This is a genomic window from Holophagales bacterium (assembly GCA_016719485.1).
Taxonomy (GTDB): Bacteria; Acidobacteriota; Thermoanaerobaculia; order UBA5066; family UBA5066; genus UBA5066.
Genome location: JADJZB010000002.1, coordinates 409,680 through 426,242, shown reverse-complemented (window position 1 = coordinate 426,242; position 16,563 = coordinate 409,680). Strand labels below are relative to the sequence as shown.

At 69.4% G+C, this 16,563-nt stretch carries 16 protein-coding genes and 1 pseudogene; 9 read left to right on the top strand and 8 right to left on the bottom strand.

The genetic code is table 11. The features are described 5' to 3' along the window. Positions 1-26: 26 nt before the first annotated feature. The 3 genes from IPN03_01950 (at position 27) to IPN03_01940 (ending at position 3,938) form a co-directional block, all read left to right on the top strand. The gene (locus IPN03_01950; GenBank protein MBK9372518.1) at positions 27-938 is read left to right on the top strand and encodes a YihY/virulence factor BrkB family protein; all 912 of its coding nucleotides are present in this window, start codon (positions 27-29) and stop codon (positions 936-938) included. Between the two features lie 269 nt (positions 939-1,207). After that, positions 1,208-1,924 carry a phosphatase PAP2 family protein gene (locus IPN03_01945; GenBank protein MBK9372517.1) on the top strand — a complete coding sequence of 239 codons (717 nt, stop codon included), beginning with the start codon at positions 1,208-1,210 and terminating at the stop codon, positions 1,922-1,924. Positions 1,925-1,961: 37 nt separating this feature from the next. After that, a complete protein-coding gene (locus IPN03_01940) occupies positions 1,962-3,938 on the top strand; it encodes a DUF3943 domain-containing protein (protein MBK9372516.1) in 1,977 nt (658 codons plus the stop codon). Here the strand turns inward: IPN03_01940 and IPN03_01935 are convergent, their stop codons facing one another. Both IPN03_01935 and IPN03_01930 read right to left on the bottom strand, forming a co-directional pair. Beyond that, entirely contained in the window at positions 3,939-4,685 is a 747-nt protein-coding gene (locus IPN03_01935; protein ID MBK9372515.1) for an endonuclease/exonuclease/phosphatase family protein, read from the bottom strand. Between the two features lie 110 nt (positions 4,686-4,795). Next, a complete protein-coding gene (locus tag IPN03_01930) occupies positions 4,796-5,254 on the bottom strand; it encodes a DUF2383 domain-containing protein (protein ID MBK9372514.1) in 459 nt (152 codons plus the stop codon). A gap of 284 nt (positions 5,255-5,538) precedes the next feature. Between IPN03_01930 and IPN03_01925 the strand changes: the two genes are divergently transcribed. The 3 genes from IPN03_01925 (at position 5,539) to IPN03_01915 (ending at position 8,722) form a co-directional block, all read left to right on the top strand. Then, the gene (locus tag IPN03_01925) at positions 5,539-7,182 is read left to right on the top strand and encodes a hypothetical protein (GenBank protein MBK9372513.1); all 1,644 of its coding nucleotides are present in this window, start codon (positions 5,539-5,541) and stop codon (positions 7,180-7,182) included. Between the two features lie 2 nt (positions 7,183-7,184). Then, positions 7,185-7,763, top strand: a complete 579-nt coding sequence (locus IPN03_01920; protein MBK9372512.1) for a chalcone isomerase family protein — start codon at positions 7,185-7,187, stop codon at positions 7,761-7,763. Positions 7,764-7,837: 74 nt separating this feature from the next. Next, on the top strand, positions 7,838-8,722 hold the full coding sequence (locus tag IPN03_01915) for a hypothetical protein (protein ID MBK9372511.1): 885 nt from the start codon (positions 7,838-7,840) through the stop codon (positions 8,720-8,722). Positions 8,723-8,733: 11 nt separating this feature from the next. Here IPN03_01915 and IPN03_01910 read toward each other — a convergent pair. Together IPN03_01910 and IPN03_01905 are read right to left on the bottom strand one after the other, a co-directional pair. Further along, a pseudogene (locus IPN03_01910) lies at positions 8,734-9,763 on the bottom strand (hypothetical protein). Further along, positions 9,760-11,769, bottom strand: a complete 2,010-nt coding sequence (locus tag IPN03_01905; protein ID MBK9372510.1) for a hypothetical protein — start codon at positions 11,767-11,769, stop codon at positions 9,760-9,762. The pseudogene IPN03_01910 and the gene IPN03_01905 overlap by 4 nt, the downstream one beginning before the upstream one ends. 111 nt (positions 11,770-11,880) lie before the next feature. On the opposite strand from IPN03_01905, the gene IPN03_01900 reads away from it, so the two are divergent. From IPN03_01900 to IPN03_01890, 3 genes are read left to right on the top strand one after another with little or no spacing between them, the layout of a single operon-like run. Beyond that, positions 11,881-12,945, top strand: coding sequence for a murein L,D-transpeptidase (locus tag IPN03_01900; protein ID MBK9372509.1), 1,065 nt, complete (start codon positions 11,881-11,883; stop codon positions 12,943-12,945). A gap of 8 nt (positions 12,946-12,953) precedes the next feature. Continuing rightward, entirely contained in the window at positions 12,954-13,865 is a 912-nt protein-coding gene (locus IPN03_01895) for a hypothetical protein (GenBank protein ID MBK9372508.1), read from the top strand. A gap of 4 nt (positions 13,866-13,869) precedes the next feature. Next, positions 13,870-14,547 carry a M23 family metallopeptidase gene (locus tag IPN03_01890; GenBank protein MBK9372507.1) on the top strand — a complete coding sequence of 226 codons (678 nt, stop codon included), beginning with the start codon at positions 13,870-13,872 and terminating at the stop codon, positions 14,545-14,547. Here the strand turns inward: IPN03_01890 and IPN03_01885 are convergent. The 4 genes from IPN03_01885 to IPN03_01870 all read right to left on the bottom strand — a co-directional run bounded on the left by IPN03_01885 (position 14,534) and on the right by IPN03_01870 (position 16,537). Continuing rightward, the gene (locus tag IPN03_01885) at positions 14,534-15,145 is read right to left on the bottom strand and encodes a PH domain-containing protein (GenBank protein MBK9372506.1); all 612 of its coding nucleotides are present in this window, start codon (positions 15,143-15,145) and stop codon (positions 14,534-14,536) included. The two genes, IPN03_01890 and IPN03_01885, sit on opposite strands and share 14 nt — an antisense overlap. A gap of 33 nt (positions 15,146-15,178) precedes the next feature. Continuing rightward, on the bottom strand, positions 15,179-15,376 hold the full coding sequence (locus IPN03_01880) for a hypothetical protein (GenBank protein ID MBK9372505.1): 198 nt from the start codon (positions 15,374-15,376) through the stop codon (positions 15,179-15,181). Positions 15,377-15,434: 58 nt separating this feature from the next. Continuing rightward, positions 15,435-15,869 (bottom strand): hypothetical protein, encoded by a 435-nt coding sequence (locus IPN03_01875; protein MBK9372504.1) that lies wholly within the window; start codon positions 15,867-15,869, stop codon positions 15,435-15,437. A gap of 305 nt (positions 15,870-16,174) precedes the next feature. Continuing rightward, positions 16,175-16,537 carry a hypothetical protein gene (locus IPN03_01870; GenBank protein MBK9372503.1) on the bottom strand — a complete coding sequence of 121 codons (363 nt, stop codon included), beginning with the start codon at positions 16,535-16,537 and terminating at the stop codon, positions 16,175-16,177. Positions 16,538-16,563: the final 26 nt, after the last annotated feature.

The following is a 16,563-nucleotide window of genomic DNA, read 5'->3' as shown; positions in this document are numbered from 1 at the left end:
CCTGCCGAGCCGGAGAGGGGAGACGAATGCGGCGTGCCGTTCGCGAGATCCTGGCGTTCCTGGGCGAGACCTTCCGTCGCTGTTCCCTGCACGCGATCGACACCCAGAGCGCCGCCCTCGCGTTCTATTCCCTGTTCGCGCTGGCACCGTTGCTCTTCGTCATCCTCTCGATCGCCGGGCGCTACCTCGCCGAAGGGCAGGCCCGACGGGAGATCATTCGCCAGCTGCAGGGTGTGATGGGTCCCGAGACGGGGACCGCCGTGGCCGCGCTTCTCGTGAAGGCGACCGGGCCAGGTCCGGGCGCAGGTTCCCTCGGCGTGGCAGGGGTCGTGCTGCTCGTCCTGGGGGCCACCGCCGTCTTCATCCAGCTTCAGGAGGCCTTGAACCGCGTGTGGGAGGTGGCGCCGAGGCCGGGATCCGTCCTCCACTCGCTCCTGAAGAAGAGGCTGGTGTCCTTCGGCCTCGTCCTGATCGTCGGGTTTCTCCTCTTCGTCTCGCTCGTGCTCAGCGCCAGCCTGATGGCGCTCACGGACCTTCTCTCCGCGGACATTCCGCTTCGAGTGGCGCTCGTGACCTTCGCGAACGAGATCCTGTCGTTCCTGGTGCTCGCCGTTCTTCTCGGCCTGATCTACCGGGTCCTGCCGGACGCGAACCTCGAGTGGAAAGACGTCGGCCTGGGCGCCGTCGTCACGTCGCTCCTCTTCTCGGTCGGGAAGTGGCTGATCGGCCTCTATCTCGCGCGGACGACCGCAGCGGCGCAGTTCGGGGTCGCTGGTTCGCTGGTCGTCGTCCTCCTGTGGGTCTACTACGAGTCGTTCATCCTGCTCCTGGGCGCCGAGCTGACGGCCGTCTACTCGAGTCGATACAGGCAGCGCCCCGTGACCCCCGCTCCGGGGGCCACCAGCGCCGGGACGCTTCCGGCCCGAAATCCCGGATGACGGACACGGCACGGTTCGTGCGAGGTCCGCAGGCATGAGATGCCGTCGACCAGCGAGAGTCCCAGTGCTCGCGACGTTCCTTGCCGCCGCCGTCTGCACGGCAGCGTCGCTCGCCCAGGCGCAAGCCGTCAGCACCTCCGGAGCCGCGGCCGGGACGGCCTTCGTCGAGCAGCCCGCTCCGGCGATCGAGGAACCGATCGTCGAAGCCGCGTCGCCCGATTCGCCGCCGGAGGCGACGGCCCCCGTACCGTCCGCCGGCGTTTCTGAAGATGGTGCTCCTCGACACGGGGCACGTCCTGTCGGCGCCGGCGCGCTGGCGGGGCCGCGAGTGGCTCGTCTTCGCGGGCTCCACGGCGGCCCTCGCCACGCTGTCCCTTGCGGACGAGACGCTCAGCGACTCCGCACGCGAGCGCGGGCCAAGCTCCGGCTTCGCCGGCGAGATGTACGACCAGATCGGTGGGGGAGGCTCCATCCTGCTCCTCGGGGGGTTCTACCTGGCGGGGATGATCGGAAAGGACTCGAAGGCGAAGAACGTCTGCCTGGACGGGCTGACGGCCAGCCTGATCGCGACCGGGATGATCACTCCGGTCATCGGCACCCTCGTCGGACGCGAGCGGCCGACGGAAGAGCAGGGTGCATATTCCTTCCAGCCTTTCGAGGGACGTTCCTTTCCCTCGGGCCACTCGACCCAGGCGTTTGCCGTCGCATCGGTGATCGCGACGTCGTATGACCAGTTCTGGGTGAAGGCCGCGGCGTACGGCCTGGCGACGATGACGGCCTGGGAGCGCGTTCGGCGCGGCAAGCACTTCCCGACCGACGTCGTGGCCGGGGCGGCCATCGGGACGCTCGTCGGCCACTCCGTCGTCCATTTCAACCGCAGGCTCCGGTCCGGCGAGAGGGAGCCGGAGATCACGGGCGCCCGTCTCACCCTGCTTCCGGTCGTCGGCGCGGGCACGTACGGCGTGTCGGCGACGCTCGACTTCTGAAGGGCGGGTGCACGTGCAAGGGAGAGAAATGACCCCGATGCTGCGACGATGGCTCGCCGCGACGCTCCTGGCGGGCACCGCGTTCGTCGCGTGTCCGGCAGCGGCACAGGATGACGGCCGGTGGGAGATCGGCGCGTTCGCGGGCAGCTCTTACGGGACCCGTATCTACCAGGACCCCGGCACCGACATCGCGATCGGCCGGGGCACCGCGTACGGCCTGCGGGGTGCGTACAGCATCGATCGCAGGTTCAGTCTCGAGCTGACCCTGTCGCGGGCCACCCCGCGCCTGGAAGCGAGCGATCCGACGACGGGGGCGTCCCTCGCGCCGTCGGCGCCGGTCGGCGTCACGACCTGGGAGGTCAACGGCCTCTACGGGTTCGGCGCGGGCCGGATGCGCGGCTACATGGGCCTCGGGGCGGGGGCCATGACGCTGCACCCCGACCTTCCAGGTGTTGCCGGCACGGCGGAGACGGGGTTCGTTGCGAACGTGGCGATTGGCGGAAAGCTCTACCTGGGCGAGCGCCTCGCCCTGCGTGTCGACGGCCGGTACCGCTGGAGAAGCGCCAGTCCCGCGACGGACACGGCCGTCTGTGGAAGCCTCGGGTGCTACGGCTCCAGCAGCGACCTCTACTCGAGCGCCGAGGTCACGGGCGGCCTGTCGTACCGGTTCGGGGGACCGCGCATAGGGGATCTCCCGGCCGCGCCCGCGTCGACGACCTCCTCCGCCGTCCTGGCGGCGCCGTCGAGACGCCCGATCCCGCCGGAGCGCTTCTATGCGGCCGCGGGCGAGATCGTCATGGCCGAGCTCCTTCCCTGGGCCTTCAGCCGCTACGTCACCGAGGAAGAGTTCGCCTACATCTCGATGGACACCGTGAAGGAGAACTTCAGGAACGGCTTCGGCTTCGACCAGGACTCGTTCGACATGAACCAGTCCATGCACCCGTTCCACGGGAGCCTCTATTTCAACGCCGCCCGGTCGAACGGCTACAGCTACTGGGAGTCGGGCGCGTTCACCATGTTCGGCAGCCTGGCGTGGGAGTTCTTCATGGAGAACACCCAGCCCGCTCTCAACGACCTCGTGAACACCACCCTCGGCGGCATGTCCCGGGGCGAGATGGCCCATCGTATCGGCGGAATGCTCCGCGACAACCGGGCGCGCGGCTCGGAGCGCTTCTGGCGGGAGCTCGGAGGCGCGATCGTGGACCCGATGGGCGCCTTCAACCGCCTCGTCCACGGCGAGATGTCCGGCTCCTACCCGAACCCGGACGAACGCTTCCCGAGCCGCTTCAACGTCGTGGGCGACCTCGGATACCGGCACATCAGCAACCAGGCCGAGAGCCCGAACCAGGCGGTGATCTCCGTCTCTGCCGCTTACGGCGATCCCTTCGCCGGCGAGATCCGCAAGCCGTTCGACTCGTTCTGGCTCGAGGCCGACATCGCTTCGGCGGGCTCGGGCATCACACGCATCGAAGGGAGAGGAATCCTGAGAGGGTGGGAGCTGGGAGACCACACAGGGCGTCTGCGGCACATCCTCGGGGTCTTCCAGGAGTACGAGTACTTCAACAACGAGTCGCAGGTCTTCGCGGCGCAGATCTTCAGCGCCGGACTGCTGTCGCGGTACCAGGTGGGGACGAACCTCCACGTGGGGACGGACGTCACCGCGATCGCGTTTCCGCTCGCCGCCATCCAGACGACCGATTTCCTGAACCCCGAAACCGGACGGACCTACGACTTCGCGCCCGGCGGCGGTCTGCGCGTGGCGGGCCGTCTCTACCGGAAGGAGCGGGAGATCCTCCGGCTGGGCTACGGGCTCGCCTGGGCCCACACCGCGAACGGGACCTCGTCCAGCAACACGCTGCAGTTCTTCCGGGCCAGTGCGCGCCTCCCGGTCACCGGTTCGTTCGGCATGGGCGCGGGATACTCGTGGTACAGCCGCCGAACGACCTACTCCGCCTTCCACGAGGGCACCGCCACGCAGTCCGAGTGGCGCCTCTTCGCGAGCTTCCGCCTGTAGTCAGCGGATCTCGAAGTCGGCGACGATCGGAAGGTGGTCGCTGGCGATCCGCGAGATCCGCAGCCGGCAACGCTTCGCCGCGAAGAGCGCCAGCGGCCCTCGGTAGTAGATGCGGTCGAGGGGACCCCTCGGGAAGAAGGACGGGTAGGTCAGAAGCGTCTTCTCGCCTCTGGCCGTGCTCTCGGTCGCGGACCGGAACTGCATCGGTCCGGTGAAGACGGGAGTGAGCTGCGAGCGCCAGTCGTTGAAGTCGCCCCCCACGAGGCAGGCCGCGCTGGGCGGCAGGGACGCCAGCTCGCGGGAGCGGGCGAGAAGCGCCACCTGAAGCTCTCGCTGGCGGGCCGAGAGACCGAGATGCAGGTTGAAGACTTCGAGGCGGTGGGTGCGACCCCCGGGATCGCCGAGGGCGATGGCCGTGTGCTGGCAGCCGCGCCGTTTCAGGGTGCCGATGGTCAGGTCGATGTTGCGCTCCAGGAGGATCGGATGCCGGCTCAGGGTGGCGTTGCCGTAGCGGCCCTTTCGGAGCGTGACGTTGTGCCCGATGGCGAGGTAGGGATACCCCGTGCTCTGCGCCAGCTCCAGGCCGAGATTCAGCCTGCGGGAGCGCGGGACGCCGTCGTCCACCTCCTGCAGGAGGACGATGTCCGGCTCGTAGGTCCCGATGATGCGGGTGACCCGCTCCGGACGAAAGCGCCGGTCGATGCCGATCGCGCGGTGGATGTTGTAGGTCATGACGCGGAAGCGCATCGACACCATTATTCCCCTGCCATGGGCGGGCGTTTGAAAAGGCTGCCCGGGCCTTTGCACTTCCTCCAGCCGGCCGCCCCGACGGCGCGCGCGGGAGGGGCGACGCCAGGTCAGCCCGCGCGGCGGCGGTTGCCGATGACGTCCAGGGCGGCGATGTGCCTCTTCTGGTTCGGTATCAGCACGTCCTGAAGGAGCGACCTCGTGGGCCCCGACGCGGTCTCGAGCGCCTCCTCGTACTCCTTCAGGCCGTGCGTTTCACCCTCGCACAGGGACGAGAACGCGGTGGAGACCCCCAGCATGTTCGCGGACGACTGGAACGCCCTCGCGAACGCGCCCCAGGCCCCGGCGGAGCCGGCCGGCTGGCCTCCCAGCCGAAAGACCTCCGTGCGCAGGGCCTCCGCCGACCGGGTGTGCTCGGCCGAGATGCGCCGGATCTCCGCGGTCTCGTTCGCCGTCATGTCGGCCGAGAGCGCCAGGGCCTTTTCGTGGGCCTCCTGGGCCGAGATCTCGCCCCGGAGAAGGGAGTTCAGAACTTCGACGGAACGCTCTGTGGGGACTGTCGTGCTCATTGTGCTCGCTGCTCCCTCCGCCCTTCGAAGCAGTCCACGTGCCATTGGTCGTGGCACGTTCCGTGCTCCAGCCTCGTCGACATAGGAGGGAATACCCATGAGCACGAACACCATCCTCATCATCGTCGTCCTGATTCTCCTGTTCGGGGGCGGGGGCTTCTACTGGAGGGGCCGGCGAGGGTAGTCGACGTACGGGCCGGGGCGGAGAAGCTCCGCCCCGTGATGCCGGCACGACCCTTGCGCGAGCGCGACACAGCCGCATGCGCGGTTTCGAGGAGGATCCGATGAAAGCTATGGGACGGGTGGGGCTCCTCAGCCCCGTGACCCGCATCTCTCTCGTCCTGGCGTTGCTGGTGGCCGGAGCGGCAGCGGCCCAGCCCTGCCCCCCGGGCACGACGATTCCCAACTTCCGCTTCGTGAACAGCTCGCAGGACTTCCCGCGGCAGGTCACGTACGCGTGGGACGCCCCTTCGGGCGCCGCCGCCGACACGACGTATCAGGTGTTGCGCGCGGTGGCGGGCGACTACTGCTCGCCCTTCTCCGCGTTCACGGTGATCGCGGAGACGACCTCGAGGATCCACACCGTCACACTCGAGACGGCCGACCGCGTCTACCAGTTCTGGGTGCGGGTGAAGGACTGCGACGTGTCGGCACCCGGGTCCTGGCTCGACGATTCGTTCGTCGTGCCCCCGTCGCCTCCCGTCATCGCGATATCGGGAACGGCGGCGAACCAGGTCACCCTGTCGCTCACGCAGGGGGACTCGCGCACCGCGGCCGTCGTCCTCGAGAGGGCGGGTGCCGACGGGTACTTCCGGCAGATCGACACGAAGTACTTCTACGACATCTGTCCGGCGGGAACCGTTCTCTCCGAGATCGATTTCGGCCTCGCTCCCGGCACCTACAGCTACAGGGCCTGGGCGTTCAACCAGGGTACGACCCAGCAGATCTACTCGAACACCGTGACCGTCACCGTCAGCGGCTCCAGCGCGGAGCTCCCGATCGTCAACTTCTACTCGGCCAGCCCCGCGTCGGTCGCGCCCGGTGAAGCGGCGACCCTCAGCTGGTCCACGACCGGGGGCGACTCCGCGTCGATCGACCAGGGTGTCGGACCGGTTCCGACCTCCGGTTCGGTCGTCGTTCACCCCATGACGACGACGACGTACACCCTCACGGTCACGGGTCTCGGCGGCGCCACCGTGAGCCGGGTCCAGGTGATCGTCACGCCGAGCCCGCTCCCCGGAGAGGTGGCCGCCACGATCGTGACCGTCGTCTCCTCGCCGGGTCTCAACGGCGCCTTCTACCGGACGGCGGTGCAGCTCAGCAACCCGTCGGGGAGCCTCGCGTTCGGCAGGCTCGTCTACCACCCGAAGGAGCGGAGCGGTTCGGCGGGCGACTCCTTCGTCCGCTATACGCTGCAGCCGCGCCAGACCCTCCAGTTCCCGAACGTGCTCGGCCTCATCGGCACCACCGGAAACGGGAGCCTCGACGTCGTCCCCGAGGGCGGCGCCACCCCGGTCATCAGGGCTCGTGTCTACAACGACGCGGGGTCGCTGGGCACGACGGGCGTCACGGAGTACGGCCTTCCTCCCGGCGACGCGCTGTCGGGCGGGGATTCCGGCGTCCTCCTCGCGCCGTCGGACTTCCAGAAGTTCCGCTTCAGCGTCGGTCTCAGGACCCTCGACTCCGGCGCGACCCTGACCTTCACGCTCCGCGACGCCTATGGCAGCGAGCTCAAGAAGTTCACCCAGAACTACCCGGCCACCTACTACATCCAGCGGTCCGCGGCGGAGTTCTTCGAAGGAATCACTTTCACGGGCGACGAGAGCGTCACGGTCACCGTGACCTCCGGCTCGGCCTTCGTCTACGCGACGGTCGCGGACAACATCACGAACGACCCGGCCATCCAGATCGCCCGGCGGCTCCCGTAGGCATGATCGGCATCCGGAAGCGGCCGGCGCTGTGGCTCGCCACCTCCCTGGCGAGCCTCCTGATGGCGCGGCCGCTTCCGGCGGCCCGGATCGCGGGCGTGACGTTGCCGGAGACGGTCGAGGCGGGTGGCCGGCAGCTGAAGCTCAACGGTACGGCCCTCCTGAAGAAGCTCGTGATCCGGGTCTACGTCGTGGCTCTCTACCTTCCGGTGCCGGCCCACGAGACCGAGGCCGTCGTCGGCCCGGACGTTCCCAAGGTCCTGATCCTGCAGTTCCTCCGGGCGGTGAGCCGGGAACAGCTCGTCACGCCGCTCGAGCAGGATTTCGCGAGAAACGCGGGGGAGAAGGGCAGGCGGGCCCGGGGTCAGATCGCGAAGATGCTGCTGGCCATCAAGGACTTCAAGAGTGGAGACCGGATGACCTTCACGTACGAGCCCGGCAAGGGCTCGACGATCAGGATGTCGGACGGGACGACGACCGCGTTCGAAGGGAAGGACTTCGCGGACGCGTTCCTCCTCGTCTACGTCGGCCCGCATCCGCCGAAAGAAGAGATGAAGAGGCGCCTTCTCGGGCGCGCCTGACGCTGTGGCACCGAGGTGAAGCGCCTCACCGGCTGATTGCTTTCACGGTCCGCGGCGCGTACGGTGCAAGGCCGATGGCGTGTCGGAGGCGGTTGACCCTGGGCGGACTCGTCGGCATCGCCGCGCTCGCCCTCGTCGGGGCCCCTGCGAAGACGTCACTCGCGGCCCCCGCCGCCCGGTTCCCGGTGGACCTCGTCGCCTCGATTCCCCCGCGTACCCCCTTCGCTCTGACGGGCTCGCAGCTGATGGCGCGCCTCGCGTCGTCGAGCCGGGAGGAGCGGTCGCGCGTGCTCGTCGAGCAGCTCCTCGAGGGGAACATCCCGAGCGCCCTGCGGCAGCTCCGGTCCGTGGTGACGAGCACGCCGGGTCCCTCCGGCGCCCTCGTGAGGGCGGTCGTGTGGGTCATGCCCGACTACCTCGCCGTCGGTTCGGACGAGGACTTCGTCCGGGTTCCGCTCGGGCTCCCCGAGGCCCTCGCCGTCGCCCGGAAGTTCGGGTTCACCCTGCCGACCCGCAAGATCGTGAACACCATCCACGTCCAGGCCGAGGCGAAGCTGGATCCGCATCCCATGCCCGCCTGCAGGGCGATGACCTCCGTCGCCTATTTCAAGGCCCACAACGAGACGATCGATCGCCAGCAGCGCCGGTTCGCGCCGGGTACGCTCGTCTCGGGGACCAAGAAGGACGTCGTGATCACGCCCCGCCTCGCGTCGTACCCGGGACGCGTGGCGATCTACGGCTGGCTGCGTCCCGACGGCGAGGCGATCCAGCCTCTCAGCACGGTTCACGAAGCACGGTACGCCGACTACAGCCACGGCATCCGCCTCGTGAGCAGCACGGTCCTGGTGGACGGTGAGGCGCGATCGGTGTTCGACGTCCTCGAAGATCCGTCCCGGGCGGGTCTTCTGAGCGACGAAGGGCCGGACCCCAACGCCCGTCGCCTCCTCGGTCCGAGCTGAGCTGCGGCCCCTCAGGGCGGCGGCAGGCTCTTGCAGCACCGGAAGCCGAGGTGGTAGTTCGCGTGGCTCCTCGGGTCCAGGACCCTCGTCCCGTGCCAGAACGGGGCGCGCCACCGGCACCAGTCCTCGTGCGCCCTGAAGTCGTCGAAGGCGAACCAGCTTCCCTTCATCTCGGTCACGCCCAGCGTCCGGCTGCCGCGGCTGGACATCTGCCTCTCGTCGAGCGGAAGGTTCATGTGCTCGGCCGCGTTGCCGTGGAGGTCGAAGACGCCGAGAGAGCTCCGGCACTCGGGAAAGGAGCCTGCCGGGAACGTGTTCGAGCCGCACCGCTCCCAGCCGCCGCCCGGGCAACCCGGGGTCTTGTGACTGGACGTTCCGCAGACGCCTTTCCGGAAGGCGGGACCGTAGGACCAGGACCTGTCCGGCGTGGCGGGCCCGGTTGTGCGTCGCGCGCATCCGGCCCACGGCCGCCCCGGCGTCCCCTCCGGCGTCCGGGCCGAATCGATAGTCGGGCGCCAGGAGCGCGCCGGCGCAGGCCCCTTCCCACTCGTGCGCGTCGCAGAGCCTCTTGCCGAGCGCCTCGCAGACCTCGGCGGCCTCGCCGGCGCGGATCCAGACGACCGGGACCTCGCACGGGATGTCGGGGAACTCGAACTGGTCGATGCAGGAGCGCGCCTGTTCCGGGGTCTCCCTGGCCGGGTCGAAGAGCGGCGCCATGAAGGGGCCGCCACAGACCTTCGCGAAGAGCGGGTTCACGTCGGGAACGGCCTGGGCGGCGCGTCGATCCCGGCACTCCTCGAGGGTGAGCGGATGCTTCGAGATCGCGGGGTTGCCCTGGCCGGCGAAACGCGAGCGCTCGAAGATGCGCCGAACGGCGGTCATCTGGCTCGAGGTGTACCCGTGGGACTTCTCGAGCTTCAGAAGCATCGCATCGTTCCGGTCTTCGAGGACCGTCGCGGCCGCGAACGACGCCGGCAGCAGGACGGCCGCCAGGACGGCGTGGACCCGCCAGGCGAGAGGGGAGCGGGGTCCTCGGTTCATTTCGCCACGATGGATGTCGGAGGGGCCGGAGCGGCCGGAGCGGCCGGGGTGGCAGGGGAGGCCTCGGCCCTCGCCGCGCCTGGCGGTTCGGCCGGCCTCCCTGCGCGCTTTCTCATCAGGTAGAAGAAGTCCCGGTTGTCGGCGACCGCGAGGAAGCGGGGGATGGTCGTGCCTCCAGAGGTCTTGTCGAGGACGCTCATGGCGCGGACCAGGTGCTCGACGTCGAGACGGCCCTGACGGGACCGGTAGAGCGCGAGGTAGGTGTGCTCGGGCGCGTTCATGTCGAGGTGCATGGCGTACTGGCAGCCGTACGAGGCCAGGACCACGGCCATGGCCGACGGCGTGGCGCTGGAGAAGTACGCGAAGACGAGGAACCGCCGCCCGTTCCACTCCTGAATGCCGGCGCCCGCCCGGACCGACCTGAGCCTGGAGTCCTGCGATCCCCCCCAGTTGCCCTCTCCCCAGTGTCCGACGAGCGCGCCCGCGACCACCTCGCCCGTCCGGGGCTCGACCTCGAGAAGGGGCACGCCGTTCTGCCGGGCGGAGCGGACGCGTTCGAGAAGGGCGTCGTCCGCGCGCGACCACGTCTTCATCGCGACGTTCCCGTCGTCGAGCGCGAAGAGCGTGGAGAGGCCGGGCTGCAGGCGGCTCATCACGACACCTCCCTCCACGAAACCGTAGTGGCTGCCCGCGTTGACGCGGGCGAGCGCGCCGGAGCGGAAGGCGCCGTGAGCGCGCTTGAAGCCGCCGGCGAACGTCGCGATCACCCTGTCGGCGACCTGCGGCGGGACGAACCCGGTCGGCTCCAGCGGCACGAGGTCGGAGAAGCCGTCCGGTCCCGGCCGGGCCGGCGTCCGTACGGCGGGCAGCGCGCGTTCCGACCACCCGACGTCGGGGTGGTCCGTGCCGAGTCCGAACCCGAGATCGAAACGCTCGAGGTCGAAGGCGATCAGGTAGACCAGCGCGCCGGACTCGGTGGCGTCGAGGGCGCGCACGGGGCTCTTCTCCAGGACCTCTCCCGCGACGCGCCCGGGCGTCATCAGGCTCACGAAGACGCCGGGAGTGGCGGTCGCCGGGTACCACCTTCCGACGACGGGCGCGCCGCCTTCGGCGATCGTGATCCCCAGCTCGCGCGAGACGAGCCGGTCCGTCCGGTGCAGCGGGTTCACCAGCGCTGCGCGGGGAAAGTCCGGACCGTCGGGCGGCTCCCGGACGGGGGCCGCGCCGGGTGCGAGCTGGGCCTCTTCGAGGAATGCGTCGGCATAGAGGGTGTTCTTCACGAGGGCGGTCAGCCCCTCGCCGCCGGGCACGTTGCTGCGCAGGAAATCGGCCGCCCACTCCCGCGAGGTGCGGGAGCCCTGCGTCCGGTGCCGGAGCAGGACGTCGCCGTCGCACAGCGCGGTGTAGGGCCGCCGTCTCTTCTCGAGCTCCTGCATCCGTTCCGGGACCCGGGCCGACCAGAGGTCGCAGGGGCGTGGTTTGCCGGGTCCGGCAACCACGAGGCCGGAGGGGAAGCCCGGATCGAGGACGAGACGGTTGATCTCGGGACGGGCGTTCTCGAGGTGAAGCCGCGTCTCCTCGCCATCGCTCCAGATCAGCTCGAGAACGTATCCGTCGTTGATGCGGGGGTTCAGATCGGTGAGAACGGCGGTTCCCTCCCGCCCGGCAGGCCCCAGGATCTCCATCGAGGTGACGCTTCGAAACCGCTGCAGCTCGAGGGGCGACTGCGGACGGCGCACGACGACGGCTTCCGCACCGCTTCTGAGCATGCCGGTGTCGGTCCGAAGGCTCGCCGGCGAGACGACGGACGAGGGCGCTCTCGTGCGCGCCGCCAGCGCGGCCGCGTGGTCCGCCGCAGTCACCCTCGAGGCGAAGTGCTCCGTGAGCGAGGGATCCGGCCGGCGCGGGACGCCTCCGTCCGCAGTTCTCCGGAGCCGGTTCACTCCTCCCCAGCCGAGGGCCAGGAGGGCGACGGCGCCGCCCGCGATCAGCATTCGGGCTCTCATTTCAACGTATTCGGTCCGAATCGGGTCATCGAGCTCACTCCGTCTCTCTCAGAGCACGAACCGCGCCACTGACCACGCCCGCGAGGGTCTTCTCTCGCCCGGGAGGCCGCGATGGTCCGCGGGCGCCGGTGGCATCGGTGTTGCGCCAGGAGAGGCGTGAGAAATGACCCGAGATTCCTCCAGACCTGTGCTCTCGCTTTGCTCTGCGTCTTCCCGCTGCAGTCCGCCGCCGCCACGACGGCCCGCAAGGCCGCACGTAACCCGCGGTCGGGCCTCAGCTCGTCCGGCGCGAACGACGCGTCGAGAACGCCGCGCCTCGCGCCGGCCAGCGCCTCGAGCTCGTCCGTCCTCAGGGTCCAGGTCCTCCTCGACCGCACCCACTTCTCGCCGGGAGAGATCGACGGGCGTTACGGGGGCAACACGCGGAGGGCGGTGGCCGCCTTCAACGAAGCGCATCGGCTCGGGGGGGGTGAAAAGGTGGATGCGAAGACCTGGGCCGCCCTGAACCGGGACACCGCGCCCGTCGTCGTCCCGTACGTCCTGACCCCCGGCGACGTCGTCGGGCCCTTCGAAAAGCTCCCGCTGGAGACACCCGACCGGGCGAAGCTGAGCGCCCTCGGTTTCGAGTCGGTCGTCGAGTCGCTCGGGGAAAGGTTCCACGCGAGCCCGGGGCTCCTTCGGGCGCTCAACCCGGGTGCCGCGTTCGACGCGGGCGCCAGTATTCAGGTTCCGAACGTCGAAAGGGTCCCGCTCGAGAAGGCGAAGGGCATCACCGTCCGGGTGAGCGAGAGCGATCACTCGGCGGTGGCCGTCGGTCCCGACGGAGCCGTGCTGGCGCGATACCCGGCGACGGTCGGGAGCGAGCACGATCCGCTCCCGCTCGGGGAGTGGAAGATCAACGGAGTCGCCACGGATCCGAGCTTCAACTACAACCCCGAGCTCTTCTGGGATTCCGAGCCGGGCGACGAGAAGGCGAAGCTCCCGCCCGGGCCGAACAACCCGGTCGGGGTCGTCTGGATCGACCTGAGCAAGCCGCACTACGGCATCCACGGCACGCCGGAGCCTGCGACCATCGGGGGGAAGACCTCCCACGGCTGCATCCGGCTGACGAACTGGGACGCCCGCGAGCTCGGCGGCCTCGTCTCACCGGGAGCTCCCGCGCATCTCGTGAAGTGAGGCCGCCCTTGTGCGTCCTCGCCGGCCTCGCGATCGCGCTTCTCGCCCTCCCGGGCGCTGCGTCCGGTGAACCGCCCGACGCGCGGCTTCCGGCGCGTTTCCGGGACATCGGAGGGCGCTCGGGGAAGCTGCTGGCGTTCATCGAGACCCGGGAGGGGCTCGACGAGCTGGAACGCGCAGGCCTCCGGGTGACCATCGAGAAGCCCGGCATCTATCCCTTCGAGTGGCCCGCGGGCTGGCCGCCGGCCCACGCGAAGAGGGGAGCGAGCGTCATCCTGCTCACGCCGTTCACGGACAAGCGCGACGGCCGCATCGGCGCGTACGTTCTCGGAAGCTGGCCGAACGAGAGCGGCGCGACGGATGCGTCTCCCGCCGCCGCCTATGCGGCCGGCCGTGCGGCGTACGCCCTGCCGCGCGGATTCATCGAGGTGACGAGGGCGACGGCCGCGAGCCGCGTGTCGGAGCACTTCCGCCTCGGCGACTTCCTCACGAAGGACCAGCCGGGCGTCTGGCCGAAGTACCTCGTCCTCGACCTGAAGCTCGTCGACAAGCTCGAGCTCCTGATCGCGGCGCTGGGCGAGTCCGGGCATCCCGTGAAGGGGCTCCACGTCATGAGCGGGTTCCGGACGCCGCGGTACAACGCACGCGAGGTCGGGTCGGGCGGCCGTTCGGCCGTGTCCCGCCACATGTACGGGGACTCGGCGGACGTCTATCCCGACGACGACGGGAACGGCCTCATCGACGACCTCGACGGCGACGGCTGCGTGGGTCCTGGGGATGCGCGCATCGTGGCGGAGGCCGCCGAGAGGGTGGAGAAGGCCCATCCCGACCTCGTGGGAGGGGTCAGCGTCTATCCGGCGACGGCCGCGCACGGGCCGGTCGTCCACGTCGACACGCGCGGGTCGCGCGCGCGGTGGTGACCGGATGAAGCCGCTGCCCGTGAGATCCGCCAGGCTCATCCCCCTCCTGCTGGGGGCTGCGCTGCTGGTGCCGCTGACCTGGTGCCTCGTGCGGGCCGAACGCGACGAGGTATCCGAAGGGAAGCCGGTGCTGGCGCCGAGAGCCCGGACGCCCCGTCCGACCCGTCCGACCGCCAGCGCCCCCAAGCCCGCGCCGGTGGCCGTACCCGGGAGTCCGGCGGGAGACGACGCGCGCTCCGACCTGCTCCCGCGGGGGCTCCTGATTCCGGTCGCGGGGCTGGATCTGCGCGACCTCCAGGACACCTATACGCAATCGCGGGGCGCCGCCCGCTCGCACGACGCGATCGACATCCTCGCTCCGCGCGGGACGCCCGTTCTCGCCGTGGACGACGGGGTCGTGCGAAAGCTCTTCACGAGCGTGCGGGGCGGCCTGACCGTCTACCAGTTCGATGTGGGGGATCGGTACTGCTTCTACTACGCGCACCTCGACGGGTATGCCCCGGGGCTCCACGAGGGACAGCTTCTCCGAAGGGGAGACCTCGTCGGTTTCGTCGGGGCGACCGGGAACGCGCGTCAGGACGCTCCCCACCTCCACTTCGCGGTCAACATCCTCGACGCGGACAAGAAGTGGTGGGGCGGCACGCCGGTCAACCCGTACCCGCTCCTCGTCAGAGCTCGCTGATCAGCTCCTGCCGCTTCGTCCTGTACTCGGCCTCGGTGAGGGTGCCGGCTGCGAAGAGCCGCTCCACGTTCCCGAGCCTTTCCTCCGCCGTCGGGAGGCGCGACGCCGGGGCGGCGGGCGGTGCCGCCCGGCGGCTCAGAACGACGTTGCGGAACGCCTCGGGATCGCGGATGCGCCGGAACGCGATCGGCCCCTCTTCGGCAGCCGACTGGACCTCGACGTCCCCGTACGAGAGCCACCGTCCCCAGAGCGTCGCGACCAGGCTCAGGTCCTGCACCTTGTCGAGCGGTATCTGCGAGACCCGCCGGGTCAGGATGCCGGTCTTCTTGATGATGCGGACGGACGTGATCGCGAACTCGTCGAAGGAATCCACGAGCGCGCGCAGGCCCATGGCGAAAAGACCGACGACGGCGATGAAGGCGCCCGCGGCGACGGTGAGGACGGAGTACCCCGTGGCCCCTGGCAGGGCGAAAGCCGCCAGGGCCACGAGCCCGCCGAGGAGGACGCCGAGAGCGCCGGAGAGGAACCGGACCGGGTGATAACGCGGCCGGAGAAGGACCTCCTCACCCGCGAGCAGGTTCTTCTCCACGTATCCCATCTGAGCCTCCTGCTCCCGGTCGGCGCCCGGCGATCACTTCTCGATCTGGACCGTTTCCTTGTTTCCGCTGCTGGCGACGGAGACCATGATCCCGATCCCGATCGCGATCACGATCCCGATGGCCGTCCAGCCGGCGCCGACCTGCTCCAGCGCACCGACCTTCCAGAGAGCCGCGACGATCCCCGCGAGCAGGATGACGTATCCGAGAAAGTACATGTTGACCCATTTCATCGCGATCTCTCCTGTTTCGGCGGGAGCGTGGGGGAGGGCGGCGTGGAAGGCTGGATCTCTAGGATTCCAGCTTCACGGTGACGCGGTGGACCTTGTCGTCGCCGGTCTGCTCGACCACGGTGACGCGCTTTCCTACCGCAATGGGGCTCTCCAGGGAGAAGACGATGTCCTTGTCGTCGAGCGAGTAGGTGTGCATCTTCTTCTCGCCGGTCATCACCTCGAGCTTCTTGCCGGGCTCGAAGACGGTGATCGTCCCGATGACCGTCTCGGTCGTCGAGCTGACGGTGCCGGAGGCCGTGTCGACCGAGGTCTCCGTTTTCGCCTCGAGGGTCGTACCCACCTGCGTGGATTCGTTCGTCGTCTTGACGGTGCCCTCGGACGTCTGGGTCGTCGACTCCGACTTCTTCTCGATGGTGTCGGCCTTCGGGCCGCAGGCGGTGGCGAAGACGAGGAGTCCGGCTGGAACGAGATAGGCGAGCTTCGTGATGTGCATGAGTAATCTCCTGGCCCGCCCGAGCAGGAACGGTGCCAGTCGCGTGCGGGGCAGGGCCGGCCACGCGAAACGACCCCGGCCGCACACGGGTTCGCGGGGTCGGAGCGGAAGGGACCGGGGGCTGGCGCCCGTGGTCTGCCGGGTTGAAAAGCGTGCCGTCTCCGGTGCAGCAATTACCGGAATCAGCCGTCGAGCCGGGGCCCGGCGCGCACGCGAGGACCGGTACCGCCTCGCGATGGATCGGCATCGACCCGGAGGTCGTGGAAGCCTTCGTGAAGGTCTGCCGCGTATGAGGCAGGGCAGGGTCAGGGAGTTCGGCGAGCGTGGGTCCAGGCGTCGCAAACCGCCTCGCGTATGTCCGTCCACGTTTGCGGCGACGTGCCTCGAACGGCCGTCCAGCCTCCTTCGAGGTGCGCCTTCTCGGCCATCTCGAAGGTCATCTCTTCCGGCATCCCGGCGTTCTCCCACCCGTAGCGGTACGCGGCCTCGTAGTCGCCGAAGCTCATGCCCTCCTTGTAATACGGGCGCGTCATGTAGTTCACGTGCCAGTAGTCCTTCTCGCTGGACGGGTCGACGGTGCTTCCCGGGGAAGCTTTCAACGGAACGGGATTCGGAGCCGTCTCCGCCATCACGGCGGTCGCCGGTCCGCTGGTCCTGGTCTTGCTCATCGCTGGAACCTCCTGCCGATGACGAC